Below are 21,556 nucleotides of genomic sequence, written 5' to 3' on the forward strand. Positions count from 1 at the left end.
AAGGAGAAATAACGATGGCAAAGATCAAAGTCGCCAAGCCGTTCAAGCTCACGCTGGACAGCGGCGAGATCAAGGTGTTCGACATTGGCGAGCATGATGTGAACAAGGAAGTTTCCGACCACTGGTTCACGAAGGCCCATCTGGAAGGATACGAGCCTCCTGCGCCGCCGGAAGGCAGCCATGAGTGGATGGTTCAGGCCTCGGAAGAGCGCCGCGCTGCCGCCGCACAGGCTCAGACGGAAGCAGAGGAGCTTGCCGCCGCACAGTTGGCCGCACAGAACGAAGCTGTTCGCCAAAGCCAGGAAGCCATCCGCATGGCGCAGATGAAGGCCGCGGAACAGGCTGAAGTCGCAGCGGCTAAAGGCGGGGACGTCCCGAACAAGAAAGCTGACGCCGACCTGCCGAACCCATTGGCCTCCAAGCCAAAGACTGGCGGTGCAAAGGCGAAGGCCGCGGAACAGGCTGAATAACCCATGGCTGACGCCGCTGGCTTCCGAACCGCGTTCCCTGAATTTGCTGACACCAATGCCTATCCCGACGCCACGGTCAATCTGTGGCTGGGATATGCTCAAAATCTTGTCAACCTTGATCGATGGGGAACGCTCTACGACCTCGGCGTCTATCTGCTGACGGCGCATAACCTTGTAATCTGGAAGAAGGATAGCAAGGCGGCGGCGGCCGGCGGCATTCCCGGTTCGTCCTCTGGCGTTCAGTCATCGAAATCGGTTGATGGGGTTTCCGTCAGCTACGACACCACTGTCGCCACAGTCGAGGGCGCCGGCAATCTCAATCTCACGACCTACGGCACGCGTTTCGCTGATCTGCGAGACATGTTCGGTGCTGGCGGTTTCCAGCTTTAACGGAGATCAACATGGCTCTCTCTGGAGTGCATTTTGAATGGCGCCAGCAACTGAAGGGCAGCGCGAATGGTGCTCCGGTCCTTGGGCTTTTGCAGTCCGCAGAGACCCTCGCTACCGAGGGGACGACAACCACGCAAGCGCCTGCCAGTGACAATGCTTCGAGCCCGCTCTGCAACGTCATCGCGTCGGCCGATTGCTGGGTGACCTTCGGCGCTACCCCCGCAGACCCGTCATCCACGACTGCTGCGCGTTCCTTTGTTGCGGCTTCCACGCCAACACCGTTCTTCGTCAACGCAAAAGACAAAGCGCGCTGGGTTGCCGCCTGATGGTCAACAGGCTTGGCCTCACCGTTCAGAAGGATTTGGTCGACAAGGTTCTATCGGACATCAAGGCCCTGACGAAGAAAGAAGTTCTCGTCGGGGTTCCGATGGATAAAGCCGACCGGCCGCCGGACGACGGGGAGAAATCGCCGCTGACGAATGCCGAGATCGGCTACCTGATGGAAACCGGGGTGCCTGAGAAGAACATTCCTCAGCGCGCGTTCCTTGTGCCAGGCATCGAGAACGCAAAACCCGATATCGGCAAGACGATGGAGGCCGGCGCTATCAAGTCGCTCACGGGTGACGCAGAAGCCGCCGACAAGACGCTGCACAAGGTCGGGCTTATCGGTCAGGCGGCTGTGCAGAAGAAAATCACCGATGGTCCTTTCGATCCTCTCGCCCCAGCCACATTGGCTAAGCGCAAGGCAAAGGGTCGTACTGGTGAAAAGCCGCTGATTGATACCGGTTCTCTTCGACAGAGCATTTCTTACGCGGTTCGTCCGAAAGGTGAGTGACCATGGCAACGCTTGACGTCACCGAAATCCTGTCCGACCCGGACTTCTGCGACACGGTCACGATCACCCGCAAGACCGAGACAATCGGATCGAACGGTCGACCCGTGATCACGACGGAGACGTTCACCAACGTCGTTGCTGTCGTCACAGCGGGCCAAGGAGACATGCTGAAGCGGTTTCCTGAACTGACGAGGGTAGAGGGGCAGTGATGGTCCATACGACCTTCAGGCTCGTTGCCGCGACACAAACGACGCAGGCGGATGAAATGGCGTGGAACAGCGTCAACTATCGCCTGACCGCGCTGAACGACTGGACGAACTTCGGGGCGGGCTTCGTCTCGGCAATCTTCACGATGACCGATCTGCTTGAGGCTTCCCCGACATGAACACGTCAGCAACGGGCGGATATCTCCAGCCCACGTCAACAGGACCGGCGCAGGATGCCGAGCTTGAAGACCAGATACAGGCGGCAATCGTCGGGATTACGGGGCTTGCCTGCTCTCTGGTTCGCCCTCGGTGGCAACAGAACCCGCCAAAGCCGCCCGCGATCAACGTCAACTGGTGCGCTTTCGGGATCACTCGTCAGCGCTCGGACAATTTCAACGCTGTGCGCCACTTGGGCGACGGCGATGGCAGCGATCAATCGATCACACACGAAACGATTGAGTTGCTCGTTTCCTTCTACGGGCCAGCAGGGCAGGCGTACGCCTCAGCCTTCAAGGACGGCCTTCAGATACCGCAGAACATGGAAGTGCTCCAATCGCAGGGAATGGCCTTCTACGAGGCCAGAGACACGATTGCAGCGCCAGAACTCATCAGCACGCAGTGGATGCGCCGTTTCGACGTGCCGTTCACGCTGAGACGACAGATCACGAGGACTTATCCGGTTCTCAATCTGCTCGGGGCCGATGGCTCCATTCAATCCGAAACCAATTCCGAAAACTGGACCGCACAGGAGCGATAGCCAATGGCGACAGGTCTCAATGTCAACAACGTGGTGAACGTCTCGGTAAACCTGAGCCCCATCGCCGCGGCTGCACGTAATTTCGGCGCGCTCCTGATCCTCGGATCCAGCGACGTCATCGACACCGGACAGAGGATGCGGACCTATTCCGACCTCGACGGCGTGGCATCTGATTTCGGGACGACCGCCCCGGAATATCTGGCCGCCAATCTGTTCTTCTCGCAGAGCCCCCAGCCCGCAATCCTCTACGTGGGCCGCTGGGCACAGACCGCCACGAAGGGGACGCTGAACGGTGGCGTCCTGACGGCTTCCGAGCAGCTTATGTCTGCATGGACCTCGATCACCACTGGGTCCATGAAAATCGACATCGACGGCGCGACCAAAACGCTGTCTGCCTTGAACTTCTCGTCCGAGACGAACCTCAACGGCGTTGCCTCCGTCATCGACACAGCGCTGACCGGAGCAACCGTCACATGGGATGCTGCCAATGGTCGTTTTGTCGTCAAGTCTGACACGACCGGCGTAACGTCGACCGTTGGATACGCCACAGCAACCGGCTCGGGAACGGACATTTCCGCGCAGCTGAAGCTCACCACCGGTCTGGCTTCTGCCCCGGTAGGAGGCATTGCTGCCGAAACACTGGTATCTGCCCTGACGACCTTTGCCGACATGTCCAACGACTGGTACGGCGTCACGGTGGCAACTGCGACCGCCCCGAACGATGCCGCCTATCTTGCCGCCGCTGCCTTCATCGAGGGTGCTGCGGTGTCGCATATCCTGGGCATCACGATCACCAACACGCAGGCGCTGGACTCGACTGTCGTGAACGACCTGCCGGCGCTGCTGAAAACGGCGAACTATAAGCGCACTGTGACGCAGTATTCGTCCTCGTCACCTTACGCCGTGGCATCGCTGCTCGGTCGCGCCTTCACGGTCGACTTCACGGCGAACAACAGCACGATCACGCTGAAGTTCAAGCAGGAGCCGGGTGTATCGGCCGAAAAGCTGACGCAGACGCAGGCGAACGCTCTCAAGGGCAAGAACTGCAACGTCTTCGTCGCCTATGCCAATGCAACGGCAATCATTCAGGAAGGCGTGATGGCCAACGGGTACTTCTTCGATGAAGTGCACGGCACAGACTGGTTGCAGAACGAAGTCCAGAACAACGTCTACAATCTGCTCTACCAGTCGACCACGAAGATCCCACAGACAGACGCAGGCGTGAACATGATCGTCAACGTGATCGAGTCCACGATGGACGAGGCGGTCAACAACGGTCTGGTCGCTCCCGGCGTCTGGAATGCTGGTGGATTCGGTGAACTGAGCCAGGGCGATACGCTCACCAAGGGTTACTACGTCTATGCGCCGAAGGTTGCGACCCAGACGCAGGCAGCGCGTGAAACTCGCGTTGCTCCGACAATCCAGGTTGCAGCAAAACTCGCCGGCGCCGTCCACAAGGTAAACGTGATTATCAACGTCAACCGGTAATCGGTTGCTTTGAAAGGATAAAACATGGCAACGTATTCCTTCTTGGACGTGACGGCCTCGATTGCCGGCCCCGGTGGAAACTTCTCTCTCGGCAATGGCTCCGGCAACTCCGAGGAAGGCATCACCATCACGATGACCGAAGACAAGAACACCATGACGATCGGCGCCGACGGTAGTGCAATGCACTCCCTTCACGCCGGTAAGTCTGGAACCGTCTCGGTCCGGCTGCTGAAAACCAGCCCAGTCAACAAGCAGTTGATGACGCTCTACAATTACCAGACCACGTCATCGGCGCTTCACGGTCGCAACACCATCACGATCCGCGACACGGCCCGTGGTGACAGCATCACGGCAGCAATCTGCGCTTTCGCCAAGGCTCCAGACCTGACCTACGCCAAGGACGGCAACACCGTCGAATGGTCATGGCAGGCTGGCAAGATCGACCAGATTTTGGGTGAGGGCGTCTAATGTCTGAATTCGAGATCAACGACGTGAAATATCGGGCTGAGCAGCTCGACGCGATGCAGCAGTTTCACGTCGCTCGTCGCATTGCTCCTGTGATCGCCGTTGTGCCCAATGTGCTGAAAAGCATCAAGGGTGACATCGGCGCCTTGCAGCCGTTGCTGGAGATCGTCGGCAAGATGCCAGACGATGATGTGAATTACATCATCTCGGAATGCATGAGCGTCGTCTATCGCCTCGATGGCCCCGGTTATGTTCGAGTGTGGACGCGCGGCACCAACAAGCCGATGTTTGCCGACATGGACATGACCGTTCTGCTTCGCATCGTCTTTCAGGTGGTGTCGGACAATCTTCTCCCTTTTATGAGCGCCGGCCAGCAAGCATCCCCCGATCAGAAGCCGGCGTAAAGTTTGATCCGGTCAGCCTGCCGGATGGCATGGACTGGATGATGCGTCCCGTGATGCGGGGGCTTTGCCGATACGAGAGCCTGAAAGACGGCTCCGTCGACCTGTGCGACATCGCGCAGATGAATGAAGCAATAGACGCGCTGGACGAAAACACGCAGCGTGCGCAAAAGGCGGCGAGGGAAAACTGATGGCCGATACCATCCGCGAGTTCCTCGTCTCCATCGGCTACGGGGTAGACCAGCAGTCCGAGAGAAAATTCAAGGATAGCGTCCGGTCTGCCACTCTGCAGGCCGAGCTTATGTCGAAGGCCATCGTTGCGGCGGCAAAGACGACCGCTGAGGCGCTTCAACAGGTCGCGAAGAACTTCGATAGCCTGTACTGGACATCGCAGCGTACGGGCGCCTCTGTCCAGAATATCCGCGCTCTGTCTTATGCGGTCTCGCAGCTTGGCGGATCGTATCAGGGCGCCATTCAGTCGATCGAGGCGTTCGGCCAGAGGCTGCGAACCAATCCGGGCTATGAAAGCCTGGTCAAGTCGCTCGGCGTGCAGACGCGAGCTCGTAACGGTCAGCTTCGCGACCAGATCGACGTCATGGAAGACTTGGGCAAGCGGCTCAAGTCGATGCCTTATTATCAGGCGAACCAGTATGCCTCGGCGCTGGGGATTGATGAAACCATGCTCCGCGCGCTGCAAAGCGGCGAGTTGCAGAGGTTCATCAAGGAACAGAAGGAACGCGATCGAGCTTTCGGGCTCAATGGCGACAAGGCCTCCAAGGCATCTCGAGACTTCATGCGTGGCGTCAACGCCATGGCAGCGAGCATCGAGACGCTTTTCGGTAAAGTCCTTTCGGACAACATGCCGAAAATCACCGAGTACATGGAGAAGATCCAGAAATGGATGGTCGACAACGGCCCCGCCATCTCCAAGGCTTTCGGTGACGCTGCTGAGGTGATCGCCACGCTGGCAACCAATCTCGGTGAGGTTCTGGACAAGCTTGAGCCTGTCTGGACCGGCTTCACCAACATTGCCGAATCCATTACCGGCGATAAGGGGCTTGTGGCCGCGATTGAGGTTCTTGTCGGCGCCGCAGTGCTTGGCAAGCTGATCTCCATGCTCGGGCTGCTCGTCGGCGGCACGGGTGGCGGCTTGATGGGCAAGTTCCTTGGAATGCTGGGCATCTATGGTGCAGCGGCGGCAGGCGCTAACTCGATCGTCAACCCGGGAGATGGGCTCACGAATGCGCCTCGCCTCGGGCGTTGGGGCGTCGATGACGCGCTTCGCTGGGGATACGGCAAGGTCAAAGGGATGTTCGGCGGTGGAGGTGCCGGGGCTCTGGAAGCCCTCAGCGTGGCCCAGCCGTCAACACTCGGCAGCAGTCCGAGAACGCACTGCGATCCTACCGGTTCTGGCGTAGCAAGGGTCTGTCGCGCGAAGCGGCGCTTGCAATGGTCGGGAACGAGCAAGGCGAATCCAACTTCAACCCGAATGCGGTTGGCGACGGTGGCCTGGCGGGCGGACCATTCCAGCACCATAGGGACCGCAGGAACGCGATCCTTGCGGCAACCGGCATCGACATGTGGGACAACAACACGTCCCATGAGAAAAAGCTGGAGGGTGCCTATTGGGAACTCACGCAGTCCAACGATACCGGCGCACGGCGGGCGTGGCGGAAGATGATGGATGCGAATAGCGTTGACGAAGCTGTTGCAGCTGCCGTCTATGACTTCGAGCGACCCGCGAACAAGGCCAGAGACACGGCTATCCGCACGGATAACGCCTATCGCTGGGCAAGGACGTTGCAAGACGCTCCGCAGGGCACTGGCGGCGATCCTGAGAAGTTCAGGCGTGCTCATCCTGCCTTTGGCGGGAATGCGGTTCCACCGCTCATGCAGCCGGCGGGGATCAATTCTGGAACGTCTGCAACGATGAACCAGAACACGAACATCACCGTGATTGGGAGTTCCAACCCGACAGACACGGCCAACGCGGTGGCAGGCAAGCAGGAATCGGTCAATGGCCGTCTCCTGCGCAACACTCAAGGGGCAATTCGCTGATGTCTTTGCTTGACGACGCCTTTGCTCTGATCTTCTCCCCCACGCGCCTCATCGGGTTCATCATCCCCGATGTGGTCGTGGAAGAGGTGCACCGCGACCAGCTGGTGATTACCGATCATCCGGTGGAGCAGGGAGCGGCAATCTCGGATCATGCATTCAAGATGCCTTCCGAGATCGAGATGCGCTGTGGGTGGTCGAACTCGACGGCCGGAACGACGGGATATGTGCAGGCGGTCTATCAGGAGCTTTTGGCGCTCCAGCAGATGCGCCTGCCGTTTTCGGTCTTCACCGGCAAGCGCTCATATTCGAACATGCTGATCCGATCGCTTGAAGTGGTGACGGATGAACATTCGGAAAATGCGCTGCTGGTGACGGTCGGGCTTCGCGAGATCATCATCGTCAGCACGACAACGACCTCAGCGCCGAAAAGCCAGCAGAGCCAAGCGGCGCGTACAACGTCGATCGGCAATGGCGGAGCGAAGCAGTACCAGACGACCGGGTTCACCTACGCGCGCGACGGCTGAGAGATCAGTAATCCGCAGGTGCGGTCCTCGGGCAGAGAGCTTTGTAGATCATCATCGCGACGGGGTAGCCGGAGGCGGATGATCCATCCAAGTCCTGCTTCGTCGCAAGGTCGATGATACGGTACTTCGACATGCTCGGGCTTCTGGACTTGCCGGCAAAGCGAAGGCGCTCACCGGTGAAGGTTTCAAACTCGCCGGTCTTGCAATTTGCAGAGACGGAATCATTCAGGGGAACGGACAGTTCTTCCTTGACGCAGTCCTCGGTGACCTTCTGGACGTAGTCTCGGCAAAAGCTGATCGCGTTCTCGCGGGTGTGTTTAGTGACTATCCTGGCTTTGGTGGTGTCGAGACCACTCATGCGCACGACGGTCACCTCCATGCCGGCGCGCGATCCATATGGGACGGTTCCGGCCGCAAGGGCAGGGGTTGAAACAGCAAGCACGATCAGGGCGAGAGTTTTTCTCATTCAGTTCTCCAGGTTGTTTATCTGGATGATGATGGGCAATTGTTTTGAAATGTCGAGAGGCTCACCGTGGCAACATACTACGAAATCCCTCTCAGCGGCTCACCAGAGACGTTTTCGATCATTTTGAAGGAAACCACGTACCAACTGACGACGCGCTATGTGGCGGCAGATATGGGCGGCTGGCTGCTGGATATTGCTGATGCTGACGGCAACCCGCTGGCAAACGGTCTCCCGATGGTCACCGGCGCTGATCTCTTGGCGCAGTACGCATATCTCGGGATCGGTGTTGCGCTCTACGTGGCGACCGACGGCGATCCTGATGCCGTTCCGACGTTCGATAATCTCGGCACCACGTCGCATCTCTATACCAAGGTTTGATCAATGGCTCAGCAATGGCTCCGGTACTGCAAGCTCACTGTGGCTGGCGGCGGTGACAGCGTTGACCTGTCGCAGCTTCGCATCCGGTTTCAGGTTACGCAGCACAATCTGCAGTCTCCGAATGCAGCGGACATCACGATCACCAACCTGTCGGATCAGACGGTAAAGCGTATCAAGGGTGAGGGCACGGAAGTCACGCTTGAGGCCGGCTACGAGGAAAACCCCGGCCTGATTTTCAAAGGCCAGATCATCCAGAAGCGCTCCGGCCGTGAAAACCCGGTCGACACTTATCTTAACATCATCGCACAGGGCGGTGATCAAGCTTACAATTTCGCGACGGTTAGCAAGACGCTGGCCGCCGGCCATAGCTATCGTGATCAGGTTTTGGCGGTTTACGAGGCTCTCAAGCCGTTTGGCATCACCTTGGGAAAGATTGCCGATCTGGGTGACAAGAAGATGCCTCGGGCGCGCGTCATGTTCGGCATGGCTCGGGACATCCTTCGCACCATCGCGATTTCGACCGGAACGAGCTGGTCGATCCAGAACAACGAACTGACCGTCACGAAGAACAACGAGCCGAAAGAGGGCGGCGCAATCGTCCTCAACTCGCGCACCGGCTTGATTGGACTTCCCGTCCAATCGATCGACGGCATTCTGGTGACGTGCCTGCTCAACCCGCAGATCGGCCCGGGCAGCCTTATCCAGATCGATCAGGCATCGGTTCAGGAAGCAAAACTGAGCGCTGATTACACCGCGGTCGTCAACAACGCCATGATCCCGTCAACCGCCGACGACGGCTTTTACAAGTGCCTTGTGGTCAACCACAGCGGGGATACCCGCGGTGATCCTTGGTACACTCAAATCCTTTGCCTTCGCGCTGATGGCAAGGGACCAATACCTCTTTCCATCGCTTCTCAAGGGATCGCTCTCTAATGGATATCAGGGAACGCACTGGCGATCTGGAAGAGGCCTTCCGGGCGATGCTCGACGGCTTCAAGGCTTCGCTGTGGACGGCTGTTCCGGCCATCGTCCAATCTGTGGACTTCGCCAAACAGACGGCAACGCTTCAGCCGGCGATCAAAAGCCAGCAGAAGATGCCAGACGGATCGGTGAAGGCAGTTGATCTTCCGCTATTGACGGACGTGCCGATGCACTTTCCGACAGGCGGCGGGGCATCCATGACTTTCCCGGTAAAAGCTGGCGATGAGGCGCTTGTCGTCTTTTCTTCGCGGCCGAGCGATGCATGGCAGCAGAGCGGGGGCGTGCAAAGCCAGATCGACGCGCGCACGCATGACCTGTCTGATGGCTTTGCGATGGTCGGGTTCCGGTCGAACGGAAAGGCTTTGACCAACGTCAGCACAGATTCCGTTCAACTCCGGTCTGATAGCGGGAACACCACAGTTTCGCTGAAGGAGGACGATGTGAAGGTTCAGACCAGTGGATCAAGTGGCACCTTCACGCCGTCTCAAGTCAACATGACGGTAGGGGGAATGCTGGTGAACATCACCTCATCCAGAGTGGATCTCGGCGGCTTGGGTGGATCACGAGTCTCCACAGAAGCTGGACCGTCCAACAAGGTTTATGCGGTGCTTTGATGCGTGTGAGAAAGCTTGACGCCAATGGCGATTATTCTTTCGGAAACCAGCAGCAGGATTTCTGGAAAGACGTTCCTGACGGCCCGGCGCAGTGCGTGCTGACACGGCTATATCTGGAGCAGGGTCAGTGGTTCCTCGACACATCCGAGGGCATCCCGTGGAAGACGCGGGTTCTCGGCAAATACACCGGCGAGACGCGCGATGCGATCATTCGGTCGCGCATCCTTGGAACGCAGGGTGTAACCCAGATCGACGCCTATTCCAGTGACCTGAACCGGGAAACCCGAGAGTTCAACGTCTCGGCCACGATATCGACCGAGTACGGCAAGACGACAGTGACAGGGACGCTTTGATGGCTATGACACCAGTCTGCGTGATTGATCAGAACGGCATCAGCGTTCCGGCTTATACGGACGTGATGACCTATCTCAAGAGCGCGTATCAGGGCATCTATGGCTCTGACGTCTATCTGGAGCCGGATTCCCTCGATGGTCAATTCATCGCGCTTCTGGCACTGGCAATCACCGACGCCAATAACATGGCTGCTTCGGTCTATAACGCCTTCTCGCCCTCGACGGCGCAGGGCGTTGGCCTGTCCAGCGTCGTGAAGATCAACGGGATCGCGCGCAACATCGCGTCCAACTCTACGGTTGATGTGGCGCTGATCGGTGTTGCCGGCACAACAGTCACCAATGGAATCGTGTCGGACGATGCGGGCAACAACTGGAGCCTCCCAGCTAGCGTCGTTATCCCGCCGTCCGGCACGATCACGGTTACGGCAGTCTGCCAGACCATCGGCGCCGTCACCGCAGCTATCGGCGCTGTATCGACCATCGCCACACCGACGCGCGGCTGGCAGAGCGTCTCAAATGCCGCAATCGCCAATCCGGGCAATCCGGTCGAGACGGACGCCAACCTTCGCAATCGGCAGGCCACGTCCACTGCTTTGCCCTCCCTGACCATTCTGGAGGGGATTGTCGGCGCAGTGGCGGCTATCACTGGCGTAACCCGGTATCGCGCCTACGAGAACGATACGGACGTCACGGACAGCAACGGCATTCCGAGCCATTCGATTGCGCTGATCGTGGAAGGCGGTGATGCCCAGACCATCGGCCAGACGATTGCTGACAAGAAAACGCCAGGGTCTGGAACGTTCGGAACGACGACGGTCACAATTGTCGATGACATTGGCGTTTCGCACGCCGTCAAGTTTTCACGCCCCGTGTCCATCGGCATAAAGGCCGGCATCACCGTCAAGGCGTTCGCGGGGTACACGGTTGCGATTGAGAACGCGCTGAAACAGGCAGTGGCCGATTACATCAATGCCCTGCCGATCGGTCAGAGCGTGTTCTACACGCGCCTCTACGTCCCCGCGAACCTTGGTAACAACAGTTCGGGCGCGACATATGAGGTAACGAATTTGCAGATCGCAAAACTCGCTGACTCATTGGCCGCTGCGGACATCGCCATTGCCTTCAATGAAGCCGCGGCCTGCGGTGTCGCCAATATCGTCGTCACGGTGACATGATGGCCACAACTGACGACTATCTCGATCTCATCACGCCGTATTATCGCGGGAAGCCGGTCTTCACATCGACGCTGACGGCGGTTCTTGATCCCTTTGCAAACCTTCAGCTCATGCTCGGCCAGATGCCGCAGGACTTTGATCTTGATGTGGCTGTTGGCGTGCAACTCGACGCCGTCGGCCAGTGGGTCGGGCGATCCCGCTTCATACCGACGCCGATCCCGAACATCTGGTTTAGCTTTGACGATGCGCTCCGGGGCTTTGATCTTGGCGTCTGGAAAGGGCCGTATGACAGTGACAGCGGTGTCACGCGTCTCGATGATGAAACGTACCGGATATTCCTTCAGGCAAAGATTGCGGCGAACCAGTGGGATGGACGGGTTGAAACGGCGCAGGCCGCATTCAACCTAGTTTTCTCGCAGTCGCCGGGAACGCACATTTTTGTCATCGACAATTTCGATATGACGATGACGGTAGGAATTTCCGGCACAATTCCGTCGCTGCTCTTTATCGCGCTGTTGAACCAAGGGTTTCTACCGATCAAGCCGGAAGGCGTTCGAGTCAACTACGCCATCACGACTGTGACCAGCGCGCCGGTGTTTGGCTTCGACGTGAGCAACCAGTACATCGGCGGATTTGACGCCGGTTCATGGGGCGTCGGTCCCTCCTACTTCACATCCTAAATTCGGGGTTCTCATGGCTACGAACCAGTATCTTCCTTTCGGCACTGCTGGCGGGGCGAACGTCCTTTCGCCAACTGATTACAACAGTCTTGCTGCGCGCCTCACGGGGTTCACCGCTGGCACTGCGGCAAGCGTCCAACTCAATACGGTGTGGCGCCAGTCGTCAGTCGTCTCTGCAATGATCGGGGAATTCATTCTCGATTACGGCGGGTTCGACGCTTTGGACGATGGCAGTGTTGATAATCTCGAAACGGGTTTCGCTCGGACCCTGCAAAAGCAGCCTTGGCTTTATGCCACGATTGGAGGAACAGCGACCGCGCTCACAATGGCGCTCACGCCCGCTCCAGCGTCGTGGAACGACCTGATTGGCGTTCCGCTCAGAGGGATCATCTCGGCCACTAATACCGGCGCATGCACACTCAACGTCAGCGGTCTCGGTGCTAAGTCCATCAAACTCGACAATGGCACCGATCCGATTGCTGGCGATCTCAAGGCAGGCGCACTGGCCGTCTTTGTTTATGACGGTACAAACGTTCAGTTGAATTTCGCATCAGCCATGCTGATGGAACGGCTGAATAAAGGCAGCACCATCGTATCCTATGGCACGGCTGGTTCCTTCTCATGGACGCCACCTGCAAACGTGCGCTCGGTCTTTGTCCGCGTGTGGGGCGGTGGAGCCGGGGTGGTGGCAATCAGAATACCGGTGCAGGTGGTGGTGGTGGTGGTGGTGGTTACGCTGAAGGTTATGTGGCGGTAACCCCCGGAACTCCCGTTACCGTTGTCGTTGGCACTGGTGGCGCGGGCGGCCACAATTCGTCTGCACAAAATGGTGTTGCTGGTGGGAGTTCTTCATTCGGAGCATCCGTATCTGCGACAGGCGGGACGGGGGGCGCGGGGGCAACAAACGGGACACAAGGCATCAGTGGACCCGGAGGCAATGGATTTGGTGGGCATAGGCAGGCGACCGGCGGTCAAGGTTCGTCCGGTTCTTGGATCAATAATGCGAACGCAGGGATCGGCGGTAACGGTGGCGCTGCGGCTGCTGGCGGCGGCCCTGGTGGCGGTATCTCATCCGGTCAGCCCGCAAACGGCCAATCACCCGGCGGCGGTGGCGGCGGTGGCGCCATGAATTACTCCGGTGGCGCAGGTGCCGCCGGCCTGGTTATCATCGAATATTTTGCGGGATGAGATAATGGGCGCTTTTTTTTCCATATCAACATGTGCTTCGGTCCCAAACGTCAACAGCCCCTCCGGGGGAATGTGTCGATCGACAATCTTGGACCCTATGGGTCCCCGATCTTCGAGTGGAATTTTCCGGTTACCGTTCCAGTGGGAAAGGTGATGTTTATCACCGACATTGAGTTCGTTTCCAAATGCGTTCGCAGGCCATCCCAGGACGGAACATGGCGAAACTCATACTTGGTGCTCGATAGCATCACTACAATGGGGGAAAATCTCCCGGTTCGTCACTATGTGACCCCGATAAGGCTTCCTGCTGGCTTTAAAGTCACGGGTCATTTTCAAAATAACAGCCCTGAAGATCAGAACATGATTGCCAGAGTTCATGGCTATATGGAGGATATTTGATGCCCACTTTTGCCCGAGTAGACAACGAGCGTGTGATAGAGGTCGTGTCACTCGATAAAGGCGTGAAAATTTCCGATGCCGTCCACCCGGACCTATCCGCACAATTCAAAGCCTGTGCTGATGGTGTGTCGCCCGGATGGATCTATGATGGGAAAACCTTCCGCCAGCCGGTTGCTGAACCCATCACGAAGAGTGAATTGCTAGCCTATGCCGCCATGAAAAGGTTTGAAATCGAGACAGGCGGCATCGTTGTTAACGGCTGCCGCGTCGATACCAGCCGTGACAGTCAATCGATGATCGCCAACGCTCATTCATATGTCGTCGCGTCGGGGGCCGCTTCCACCAAATTCAAATCCCTGTCTGGATTTGTGACTTTGTCTGCCGCCGAGGTTAAAGAAACGGCGCTTGCGGTAGGAGCGCACGTGCAGAGTTTGTTCGACGCCGAAGCCACCATCGACGCTTTGATCACCTCGGGTGACATTGCTAGCCTTGCCGATATCGACGCCTATCAGTGGCGCTCCGGTGATTAATGGCGTTCAAAGCTCAGGCTTAAGGATCATTGTCGGCAAGATAGTATCTGCGTTGGAGGCTATATACGAGTTGCGGGCCTCCATACTCATTCCGAAGAACGGGTAATTCAAATAGGTCGCCGCGACTAGAACCGCGCAAATACTTAATGCCACCGTTGCTTTAGCGAGTGAACTTGAAAGGCGCTCCGCGACGACCGGCAAGATGAATGTATATGGCATGATGTAAAATTCTGTCTGATTGCCGTGACGGACTGCCAGCGTGAACGCTATGCCAGTAAGGAACGCCGCCGAAAAAAGGGCGATCCTCGTTTGACCTGTCGTAAAGATAACGCTTGGTTTTTTTGCTGCCGTTGCGACAAATTCGATAATAGCAGCTGCCGCGCAATACAAACAATACGACACGACAACGGCCGAAAGTGCGAATGACCAGTAGGATATCTGAGAGAAATTGTCTTCCCGGAGGTACGGCAACCACTGAAAGAGGTTCCCGAAAAACCAAAGGGCATTCGCAGTAATCAGGGATTGGTCAAGCTTCGAAAACTCGTCATTCGATGCCGGGTTAGCGTAAAACAGGAAGTTCACAACGGCCTGTTTCAAGACGCTGAGAACTGATGCGCCCGTGAGCAGAAATACGATAAGGTCAGCGACCAGATAGAGGCCCGCCAGGGCGATAATGGTCTTGATCCTGGAATTCGTGTCGGTTTGCTGCCGAAACTCATATGTCACGATGAACGCGAGCAGAAATGGCAGAAAAATTATCGGGGGAGAGTAACAAGCTACACCGAACACATTGACGGCGATCGCAATTCCGTAGGTCAGGTATCGAACAGATATCCGGGTCGGAGCGGCCGCCACCAAAAGAAATGAAATGAGCAGCAGTGATTGCGAGATAATCTGGCGCTCTACGATAGTCGACATAACTAAATGCTGAGCAGTGATGGCGTAAATCGCTGCAACGAGAGCACTAATTTTTCTGTCTGCGCTTACTGTCAGTGACAAAGAGAATATGAGTGCAATGTTTAAGGCGCCCAATATCTTCGGAAGCATGCTGGCGACAAAAACACCTTTTTGCATAGAGGTCGCGGTCAACGGGCGGGCGAAATCGCTAACCGGATAGATTGCGTCAAGCCACCACTGATACAAATTGTCTTGGAACCAGTACCGAAGGCTGTATCCGCTGGCCGGAATACCCTGCAGGGATGAATAAATTACGGTCTGCATGATGTGGTTCGCGTCTAGATTCCATTCTGCATATGGGAACATCAACCGGATACCAAGAGCAAAGAAGAACAATATCGCAGCCGTCACAGTGCAGCTGACGCGAAAGCTATCGTTCTCCATCCCGTGTTTATTCCCAATCCGCATGTCTTCCTCGAAGTCGCTGTGGTGTGCCTCATCAAATTGCTATTTCTCACGAACCCAATCGTCAATCGCTGATTGTGTTCCGCTAAAATCGCCTGCCCGGTAGCGTAGCCCGGCACCCATAACCCACAATCAGGAGAACATCATGTTGAAGGCTGATGTCGCGCGCTCGATCGAGCGAGTTGCGAGCGTGCACGGTATTGATCCGGCGGCGATGAAGGCTGTTGTCGAGGTCGAGAGCAACGGCGTTGTCTTTGCGGATATCGACGGCAAGGAAATGCCGGTGATCCGTTTCGAAGGCCATTACTTCGACCGGCTGGTGACGGCGTCTCGTCGTGAGGAGGCGCGGCGGCTTGGTCTAGCTTCACCGAACGTCGGTGGAGTGAAGAACCCAGCATCGCAGAAAGCCCGCTGGCAGCTTCTTGGACGGGCGATGACGATCGACAAGCAGGCCGCACTTGAAAGCACGTCCTTCGGCGTCGGGCAGGTCATGGGGAGCCACTGGAAGGCACTCGGCTATCCAACAGTCATTGATCTGTTCGAAGCGGCACGAAGCGGCGTAGAGGGCCAGGTCGATTTGATGGTTCGGTTCATCAAGACGAACAATCTCCTTGGCGCGCTGAGCCGGAAGGATTGGGCGGGGTTTGCTCGAGGCTATAACGGACCTGCCTACAAGAAGAACGCCTACGACACGAAGATGGCCGCCGCCTATGAGCGATACGCGAGAAAAGAACCGGCCGCATCTGGTGCGACTGGGATGCTTCGTCTCGGCTCCAAGGGTGCTGGCGTCCGCGAAATTCAGGTGCTTCTCACGCGTGCCGGCCATTCCGTTCCGGCGGATGGGGACTTCGGTCCTGCCACGGATCGGGCACTTCGCAGCTTTCAGGACGAAAACTCTCTGACGATCGACGGCGTTGCCGGTCCGCAGACCATGCGCAAGCTGAAAGAGTTTCAGGTGTCCGCAGATGAGAAGCCGGGAAACCTAGGGATCGCGCAGGTGCCGGAAGTGAAGAACGCAGCGCGCAACTTCGGCCCGTTGGCTTTGGTCACCGCCGCGCGCGACCAGATTGCCGAAATCGCAACCTATGTCACCGGCATCAACTCGGATCTGGCGAACACCATTGCAAACGGGATGCTGGCCGTTTCGGGCGCCATTGGTCTCGGTCTCACGATCTGGGGCGTCTACGGCTGGTGGAAGAGCAAGCAGACGGTGGAACAGGCATGATGTGGGCACTCATCCCCAACTGGCTGAAAATCGCTGCTGGTGGCCTTCTCTGCGCCGTTCTGCTGGCTTCCGGCTCCTACTGGCTCGGCAAACGAGAAGGCCGCTCACAGGCCGCCACAGAGGCTTTAGCCAAGACCGTCGAAGTTCTCCAATCAAGGAACGAAACCAATGTGGAAATCACTTCTTCCGCTGCTGCTGAGTTGTGCGCTCATTTCGGGCTGCCAGACGACCAACGTGTCGAATGCGTGCGCAGGCTGGAGCAAGCTGACTCCGACGCTCGAAACCGCGCTCAAGATCACGATGGACGACCGGCAGTTCGCTAACCAGGTCGCGTCACACAACGCCCATGGCGTGAAACAGAAATGCTGGTGAGGATTGCACAATGATCGGTCTTGGACTTGGCCTGTCTCTTGGGCTAGCGGGGTGTGGTGTTGGCAGGGCTGAGCGGTTTACTGTCCCCATCACCAATTCCGGCGTTGCGATCATTTCCCCAGGTCGTCTTCTGTCGGTCAAGGTCACGTCAGGTTCTCCGCCGCTGGTCTCCATTTACGACAGTCCTTTCGTTGGGGCTGGCATCATGCCGTATCAGGGCGCACTCGCAACCGGCGAGAAAGCTTCCGTCGATCTCCCCATCATCAACGGCGTCTATGTCGATATGACATCGGCTCTCGGCCCGGAACTCGTCACCAACGGAAATTTCAACACCGATGTGTCAGGCTGGGCGGCTCAGTTGACCGGCGCCACCATTACATGGCGAGACGGCAAGATGGAGTTGTTCGGCGGATCGGGCGGCGGACGTGCAACGCAAACCGTCTCCGGCCTTGAGATTGGCGAAACCTATGTGTTCCGCGCCACCATGCTGGAGCCAAACGCCAGTTCAATATCCTGCCGCCTGACGACAGATCCCGCCGGATCGTCCACAGGACAGATTTATGCATCGGCTGGCGTGCCAGCAGGAGGTCTTTTGCCTATCGCAACCTCATTCGTCGCCGCCACCACAAGCATTACCATTGCCGGATCCGCATCTGCCAGCGTCACGGGCTGCTTCGACAAGATCAGCCTTCGGAAGCAGACGCAATCAGCCGGGACAGTCGAACTGGAGTTCGCAGCATGAGCATCAAGACAGGAACTTCTGTTGGCAACGGTTCGCGGCGCAGCGTCTCGATCGGGTGGAAGCCGGAACTCGTCATTTCCATTCCCGATGCGCCGAAGATTGTTGCACTCAAGCTGCATGATCTGTGGGCGGGGCGGTCCAACGTGCTGGGAGCGTCCAACAGCTACGCAGATGGGGCCAGTATCACCAAGGATGGCTATACCGTCTCGCAGTCGCCCAAATGGAACGACGAGGGCATCACCTATCATCATCTCGCCATATCGCGCTCTGCTGCTCTCAAGATGGCGCTTGCCGGTTCTCAGGGCAACGCCATCGCCAGCCGGCTGATCAAGTTCGATGACAGCAGCATCAACCTCGCCGCCGTAATTGCCAAGCGCGATAGCACGCGTGACGGGGTTCTTCAGGTCGGATCGTCCACCACGGCGCTACTTGGCGGAACGGCGCTGACGGAACCAGGAGCAATCACCAATCTGACGACAGGCCAGTGCACCGTTTCCACATCACCATATGTCAACGAATATGACGCGGCGCAGGAGTTGGGCGAAGGCATCGACTTCATCGGGTTCGAGAGCGGAGCAAACTTCGCGACGGCGACATTTACCGGTTCTGGCGCAAATCGTGCCGTCAGTCTTGGTTTCCAGCCAAAGGCTGTCATCGTCGCCAAACTGAGCGGCACGCTTCAGGCTGCATGGATCAAGACGGACACCATGTCGGCCAGCGGTGCAAAACAGATGTCCGCAGCGGCCGGTATTGTGGCGTCCGGCATTTCCTTCGACGCTGATGGCCTCCAGCTTACCGCAGGTTCCGCGCTGAACGTCAACACGGCAAACTATGTCGTTATCGCCTTCCGTGACCACGCAGAAACGCCAACCGCGGCACCAGCCGTCAAGAAGTCCGGCAAGAAGGCTGTGCTGCTCTCCGCTCGGGGCACAACGTCATGGATCAACTGCGGCACGGATAACAGCCTGGTTATCGACGGCGCCATGTCGATGGAGTGGATGGGCGGTATTGAGCCGACCACCCGCGCCAACGCCAGCGTCATGATGTGGCGCGGTGCCAGCACGGCTGTCTCGGCGCTTCAACAGTCCCTATTCATGGGTGCTATCGGTTGGGTAGGTCTTGCCGGCAACTGGAGCGGCCCGATCATGGCGGTTGGTTGTTCTGACCGCATGGACTTCGCCACGTCGTCCACGAACATCCTCAATCCGTTCCGAACCGGCCTGATCCCGGATTACGGTTCTATCATCCACTGGCTGGCCACACACGACGGATCGGGTGGCTGGATGCTCTACCGCAACGGTCAACTGGTTCGCCAGCGTGCGCTCGATATGGTCGCTATCAACGGGCAACCGAACATCGACGGGCAAACGGGTCACCGCATGATCCTTGGCGCGGCCTACAACGGGGGTGCACCGGTTCAAATGTCTCGTCAGCGTGTTTCTCTCGCTCGGCTGTATAATCGCGCCCTGACGCCTTCCGAGGTTGCCATCCGCTTTGCTCGGGCCAGCCTTGGCAGTTCTGAGGCAGACGTGACGAGCGGTCTTGTCGAAGAGTGGGACGCTGCAAATGCTACCGGCTCCACGCTGGCCGCAACCGTCTCCAGCGCGAACAACGGCGCCATCGTCGGCGGCTCAATCATCACGCTCTGAAACTATCCCCCGACCTATGGCCGGGGGCTTTTCTTTACTCGCATCGCAAGGGCAGACAATGACACCTACGACAGAAGACAGCGATCTGCGCACCCGCGTTGTGAGCGTAGAGCATGGGCTTACTGCTATGCAGGCGCGTGTTGATGCTATTGAGAAATGGCAGCGACAGGTGGAGATTGCCGACGCTCGAGCCGATGAGAGATGGAAGCACGTGGATAACCGGTTCAACGAACTTGATAAGAAGATCGAGAAAATCAGCGGCATTCTCTCAAAGCTGATGTGGCTGGTCATCTCAGGGATAGGGGCCGCCTTTATTGCGTTCGTCATCAGCGGAGGGATGAAGGTTCCTTGAACATATCCCTCTGCGGATAATGCTCCCAGCAGTGCCAGGATGACTTATCGGCCTTAGAGCGGCTGAAGCCAAAACTTCCCCACTTTGAGCAGTTTGGATGCTCGCACCAGTGGTTCTCATGGATGCCGTCGCCGGCTTTGTTGTTCTGGTCGCTCATGGATGGATCTCCAATTCCCGGAGTTTCCATCCTCCGGGCGGTGGTGAAGCCTGCAGCTTGGTGGCGCGCTGGGTGAGCTTTGCAGAGGCAATTACCTTGGCCTCCCGTTTTGATGTCGCTTGAACGTTGATGATCCAACGCCCGGACTGGAACCGATATGTCTTCGGCTTGGCGCTTTCGACAAACTGGCAACCGGCGACGAAGGCAAGGCGCATTCTGGCTTTGTCCTGATCGGTTGCTCCCCTCACAGTCCCCCACCATTTTTCAAAATTTTCATCGATCTCACTCTTGAGCATGTTCTTAATATGTTCACGCCATGTGCGGAGTCAATGCGTTGATTCTGGCGATAAGATTGTGCTGCCCAAGGCCAGGAGAGGCGAACGTCTGCAGAACGTCTATTCAGAATAAAAAAAGGACGATATTCAGAATGAGCCTCTTGCGCATTGATTAGGTTTATTCTAAATCCCCGCCACGACAGCGAAAACGCTGTCAGTGAGGCCTCGTGGCGGAGTGGTGACGCAGAGGACTGCAAATCCTTGTACCCCGGTTCAATTCCGGGCGAGGCCTCCAAAAATTTCACCATAAAAATCAATTGCTTGCACTCAAAACGCTCCGTTGCAGTCGGGCTTTCATGTCGCAGCTTGTTGCGCGCTGCATCCCTTAGTTTCCGGGCATTTCATTCAGGTTACGGCGAATCCGTGCGACATGGATTGCAACATGCAACACGCTCTGGCAGGTTCGGAAAAACTCTGGGGGCATTAAATGAAATCACTCTGGCTGCCGGCCGCTTTAATTTTGGTGCTGCTAGTTGGCTTGTTCGTCGTCGGCGGTGTTCGCATCGTGGTAACGGCACCGAACTATTCCGCGCAGCTTGCTCCGGCCACGCTGATCGTTGCCAATGCCGGAAACCTTAACCTAATCGATAGCCCGCAAGCGTTCTGTGCTCGTACCGGAAAGCCCGGGAACGACTTCTGCGCCGCTGGTGCTTTGGCTGGCATCATGCAGAACGGAAAGATGCTGATGCGCCTCCCTTACAGCGAATTGCTTTTTCAAATGTCCGGAGCGCCGGCTAGTTAAGGAGAAGAATGTGACAGCAAGAATGGATAAGATATTGGCCGCCAAACGTCATATCGAGGGACGCCTGGGAGACATAATCGAAAAGAACTTCGATGAATCCGGCGGCGCGCTGGAAGCCGCGGGAACGTTTACCGCGCTACTTGAGGCTTATAGGGCCGTAGAGATAGCCGAGATTGGTGAGAAGCAGGCTGAACGCGATGAGAACATGGCCAGCTACACTAGGAACATAATGGGCATCGATAAGTAGATCGACGTGGCTGGG

At 57.4% G+C, this 21,556-nt stretch carries 32 protein-coding genes, 1 tRNA gene and 1 pseudogene; 31 read left to right on the forward strand and 3 right to left on the reverse strand.

The genetic code is table 11. The features are described 5' to 3' along the window. The first annotated feature begins 14 nt into the window (after positions 1-14). The 13 genes from G3A56_RS02240 (at position 15) to G3A56_RS02300 (ending at position 7,594) form a co-directional block, all read left to right on the forward strand. Positions 15-470: an STY1053 family phage-associated protein gene (locus G3A56_RS02240; RefSeq protein WP_164055989.1), complete on the forward strand. Its 456-nt coding sequence runs from the start codon at positions 15-17 to the stop codon at positions 468-470. A gap of 3 nt (positions 471-473) precedes the next feature. Continuing rightward, positions 474-860: a DUF4054 domain-containing protein gene (locus G3A56_RS02245; RefSeq protein ID WP_164055990.1), complete on the forward strand. Its 387-nt coding sequence runs from the start codon at positions 474-476 to the stop codon at positions 858-860. 11 nt (positions 861-871) lie between these two features. Beyond that, on the forward strand, positions 872-1,186 hold the full coding sequence (locus tag G3A56_RS02250) for a hypothetical protein (RefSeq protein ID WP_164055991.1): 315 nt from the start codon (positions 872-874) through the stop codon (positions 1,184-1,186). Positions 1,187-1,221: 35 nt separating this feature from the next. Further along, a complete protein-coding gene (locus G3A56_RS02255; protein WP_164056117.1) occupies positions 1,222-1,695 on the forward strand; it encodes a hypothetical protein in 474 nt (157 codons plus the stop codon). 2 nt (positions 1,696-1,697) lie between these two features. Further along, the gene (locus G3A56_RS02260; protein WP_164056118.1) at positions 1,698-1,904 is read left to right on the forward strand and encodes a hypothetical protein; all 207 of its coding nucleotides are present in this window, start codon (positions 1,698-1,700) and stop codon (positions 1,902-1,904) included. Further along, positions 1,904-2,080 carry a hypothetical protein gene (locus G3A56_RS02265; protein WP_164056119.1) on the forward strand — a complete coding sequence of 59 codons (177 nt, stop codon included), beginning with the start codon at positions 1,904-1,906 and terminating at the stop codon, positions 2,078-2,080. The genes G3A56_RS02260 and G3A56_RS02265 overlap by 1 nt, the downstream gene beginning before the upstream one ends. Continuing rightward, positions 2,077-2,658, forward strand: coding sequence for a phage neck terminator protein (locus G3A56_RS02270; RefSeq protein WP_164056120.1), 582 nt, complete (start codon positions 2,077-2,079; stop codon positions 2,656-2,658). The genes G3A56_RS02265 and G3A56_RS02270 overlap by 4 nt, the downstream gene beginning before the upstream one ends. A 3-nt stretch (positions 2,659-2,661) precedes the next feature. Beyond that, entirely contained in the window at positions 2,662-4,146 is a 1,485-nt protein-coding gene (locus G3A56_RS02275; protein WP_164056121.1) for a DUF3383 domain-containing protein, read from the forward strand. A 24-nt stretch (positions 4,147-4,170) separates the two neighbouring features. Further along, positions 4,171-4,614 carry a DUF3277 family protein gene (locus tag G3A56_RS02280; RefSeq protein ID WP_164056122.1) on the forward strand — a complete coding sequence of 148 codons (444 nt, stop codon included), beginning with the start codon at positions 4,171-4,173 and terminating at the stop codon, positions 4,612-4,614. Next, the gene (locus tag G3A56_RS02285; protein WP_164056123.1) at positions 4,614-5,015 is read left to right on the forward strand and encodes a phage tail assembly chaperone; all 402 of its coding nucleotides are present in this window, start codon (positions 4,614-4,616) and stop codon (positions 5,013-5,015) included. The genes G3A56_RS02280 and G3A56_RS02285 overlap by 1 nt, the downstream gene beginning before the upstream one ends. Before the next feature lie 29 nt (positions 5,016-5,044). Then, a complete protein-coding gene (locus G3A56_RS02290; protein ID WP_164055979.1) occupies positions 5,045-5,203 on the forward strand; it encodes a DUF6889 family protein in 159 nt (52 codons plus the stop codon). 1,234 nt (positions 5,204-6,437) lie between these two features. Then, entirely contained in the window at positions 6,438-7,070 is a 633-nt protein-coding gene (locus G3A56_RS02295) for a phage tail tip lysozyme (protein ID WP_246231263.1), read from the forward strand. Then, positions 7,070-7,594 carry a phage baseplate protein gene (locus tag G3A56_RS02300; RefSeq protein ID WP_164056124.1) on the forward strand — a complete coding sequence of 175 codons (525 nt, stop codon included), beginning with the start codon at positions 7,070-7,072 and terminating at the stop codon, positions 7,592-7,594. The genes G3A56_RS02295 and G3A56_RS02300 overlap by 1 nt, the downstream gene beginning before the upstream one ends. Positions 7,595-7,598: 4 nt before the next feature. On the opposite strand, the gene G3A56_RS02305 is transcribed toward G3A56_RS02300, so the two are convergent. Then, entirely contained in the window at positions 7,599-8,060 is a 462-nt protein-coding gene (locus tag G3A56_RS02305; RefSeq protein ID WP_164056125.1) for a hypothetical protein, read from the reverse strand. 66 nt (positions 8,061-8,126) lie between these two features. Here G3A56_RS02305 and G3A56_RS02310 point away from each other — a divergent pair, with 66 nt between their 5' ends. The 10 genes from G3A56_RS02310 to G3A56_RS02350 all read left to right on the forward strand — a co-directional run bounded on the left by G3A56_RS02310 (position 8,127) and on the right by G3A56_RS02350 (position 14,358). Further along, the gene (locus G3A56_RS02310; protein ID WP_164056004.1) at positions 8,127-8,438 is read left to right on the forward strand and encodes a phage baseplate plug family protein; all 312 of its coding nucleotides are present in this window, start codon (positions 8,127-8,129) and stop codon (positions 8,436-8,438) included. Positions 8,439-8,441: 3 nt separating this feature from the next. Further along, positions 8,442-9,371 (forward strand): phage protein, encoded by a 930-nt coding sequence (locus tag G3A56_RS02315; protein ID WP_164056005.1) that lies wholly within the window; start codon positions 8,442-8,444, stop codon positions 9,369-9,371. Beyond that, on the forward strand, positions 9,371-10,033 hold the full coding sequence (locus G3A56_RS02320; protein ID WP_164056006.1) for a Gp138 family membrane-puncturing spike protein: 663 nt from the start codon (positions 9,371-9,373) through the stop codon (positions 10,031-10,033). The genes G3A56_RS02315 and G3A56_RS02320 overlap by 1 nt, the downstream gene beginning before the upstream one ends. Further along, the gene (locus G3A56_RS02325; protein ID WP_164056007.1) at positions 10,033-10,386 is read left to right on the forward strand and encodes a contractile injection system sheath initiator; all 354 of its coding nucleotides are present in this window, start codon (positions 10,033-10,035) and stop codon (positions 10,384-10,386) included. Before G3A56_RS02320 ends, G3A56_RS02325 begins: the two co-directional genes overlap by 1 nt. Beyond that, positions 10,386-11,561: a baseplate J/gp47 family protein gene (locus G3A56_RS02330; RefSeq protein WP_164056008.1), complete on the forward strand. Its 1,176-nt coding sequence runs from the start codon at positions 10,386-10,388 to the stop codon at positions 11,559-11,561. Before G3A56_RS02325 ends, G3A56_RS02330 begins: the two co-directional genes overlap by 1 nt. Next, entirely contained in the window at positions 11,561-12,241 is a 681-nt protein-coding gene (locus G3A56_RS02335) for a DUF2612 domain-containing protein (RefSeq protein ID WP_164056009.1), read from the forward strand. Before G3A56_RS02330 ends, G3A56_RS02335 begins: the two co-directional genes overlap by 1 nt. 13 nt (positions 12,242-12,254) lie before the next feature. After that, positions 12,255-12,998, forward strand: coding sequence for a hypothetical protein (locus G3A56_RS02340; protein ID WP_164056126.1), 744 nt, complete (start codon positions 12,255-12,257; stop codon positions 12,996-12,998). After that, entirely contained in the window at positions 12,905-13,429 is a 525-nt protein-coding gene (locus G3A56_RS29785; protein ID WP_343044287.1) for a glycine-rich domain-containing protein, read from the forward strand. Before G3A56_RS02340 ends, G3A56_RS29785 begins: the two co-directional genes overlap by 94 nt. Positions 13,430-13,582: 153 nt before the next feature. Next, positions 13,583-13,828, forward strand: a complete 246-nt coding sequence (locus G3A56_RS02345) for a hypothetical protein (protein WP_164056011.1) — start codon at positions 13,583-13,585, stop codon at positions 13,826-13,828. Continuing rightward, positions 13,828-14,358 carry a DUF4376 domain-containing protein gene (locus G3A56_RS02350; protein ID WP_164056012.1) on the forward strand — a complete coding sequence of 177 codons (531 nt, stop codon included), beginning with the start codon at positions 13,828-13,830 and terminating at the stop codon, positions 14,356-14,358. Before G3A56_RS02345 ends, G3A56_RS02350 begins: the two co-directional genes overlap by 1 nt. A 6-nt stretch (positions 14,359-14,364) precedes the next feature. On the opposite strand, the gene G3A56_RS02355 is transcribed toward G3A56_RS02350, so the two are convergent. Then, positions 14,365-15,699, reverse strand: a complete 1,335-nt coding sequence (locus tag G3A56_RS02355; RefSeq protein WP_164056013.1) for a hypothetical protein — start codon at positions 15,697-15,699, stop codon at positions 14,365-14,367. Positions 15,700-15,934: 235 nt separating this feature from the next. Between G3A56_RS02355 and G3A56_RS29570 the strand changes: the two are divergent. The 5 genes and pseudogenes from G3A56_RS29570 to G3A56_RS02380 all read left to right on the forward strand — a co-directional run. After that, positions 15,935-16,603 (forward strand): annotated as a pseudogene (locus tag G3A56_RS29570) (N-acetylmuramidase domain-containing protein); the annotation flags it as partial. A 338-nt stretch (positions 16,604-16,941) separates the two neighbouring features. Further along, positions 16,942-17,268 carry a hypothetical protein gene (locus tag G3A56_RS02365; RefSeq protein WP_164055978.1) on the forward strand — a complete coding sequence of 109 codons (327 nt, stop codon included), beginning with the start codon at positions 16,942-16,944 and terminating at the stop codon, positions 17,266-17,268. Between the two features lie 59 nt (positions 17,269-17,327). Continuing rightward, positions 17,328-18,059, forward strand: coding sequence for a hypothetical protein (locus G3A56_RS02370; RefSeq protein WP_164056015.1), 732 nt, complete (start codon positions 17,328-17,330; stop codon positions 18,057-18,059). Then, positions 18,056-19,708: a LamG domain-containing protein gene (locus G3A56_RS02375; RefSeq protein WP_164056127.1), complete on the forward strand. Its 1,653-nt coding sequence runs from the start codon at positions 18,056-18,058 to the stop codon at positions 19,706-19,708. The genes G3A56_RS02370 and G3A56_RS02375 overlap by 4 nt, the downstream gene beginning before the upstream one ends. A gap of 58 nt (positions 19,709-19,766) precedes the next feature. Beyond that, positions 19,767-20,060: a hypothetical protein gene (locus G3A56_RS02380; RefSeq protein ID WP_246231094.1), complete on the forward strand. Its 294-nt coding sequence runs from the start codon at positions 19,767-19,769 to the stop codon at positions 20,058-20,060. A 153-nt stretch (positions 20,061-20,213) separates the two neighbouring features. On the opposite strand, the gene G3A56_RS02385 is transcribed toward G3A56_RS02380, so the two are convergent. Beyond that, positions 20,214-20,513 carry a hypothetical protein gene (locus G3A56_RS02385; RefSeq protein ID WP_164056129.1) on the reverse strand — a complete coding sequence of 100 codons (300 nt, stop codon included), beginning with the start codon at positions 20,511-20,513 and terminating at the stop codon, positions 20,214-20,216. A gap of 200 nt (positions 20,514-20,713) precedes the next feature. Between G3A56_RS02385 and G3A56_RS02390 the strand changes: the two genes are divergently transcribed. The 3 genes from G3A56_RS02390 to G3A56_RS02400 all read left to right on the forward strand — a co-directional run bounded on the left by G3A56_RS02390 (position 20,714) and on the right by G3A56_RS02400 (position 21,541). Further along, positions 20,714-20,787 (forward strand) — tRNA-Cys (locus G3A56_RS02390). A gap of 192 nt (positions 20,788-20,979) precedes the next feature. After that, positions 20,980-21,294, forward strand: coding sequence for a hypothetical protein (locus G3A56_RS02395; RefSeq protein WP_164056130.1), 315 nt, complete (start codon positions 20,980-20,982; stop codon positions 21,292-21,294). Positions 21,295-21,304: 10 nt separating this feature from the next. Continuing rightward, a complete protein-coding gene (locus tag G3A56_RS02400) occupies positions 21,305-21,541 on the forward strand; it encodes a hypothetical protein (protein ID WP_164056131.1) in 237 nt (78 codons plus the stop codon). The last annotated feature ends 15 nt before the right edge of the window (positions 21,542-21,556 follow it).

This window comes from Rhizobium oryzihabitans (assembly GCF_010669145.1).
Classification (GTDB): Bacteria; Pseudomonadota; Alphaproteobacteria; order Rhizobiales; family Rhizobiaceae; genus Agrobacterium; species Agrobacterium oryzihabitans.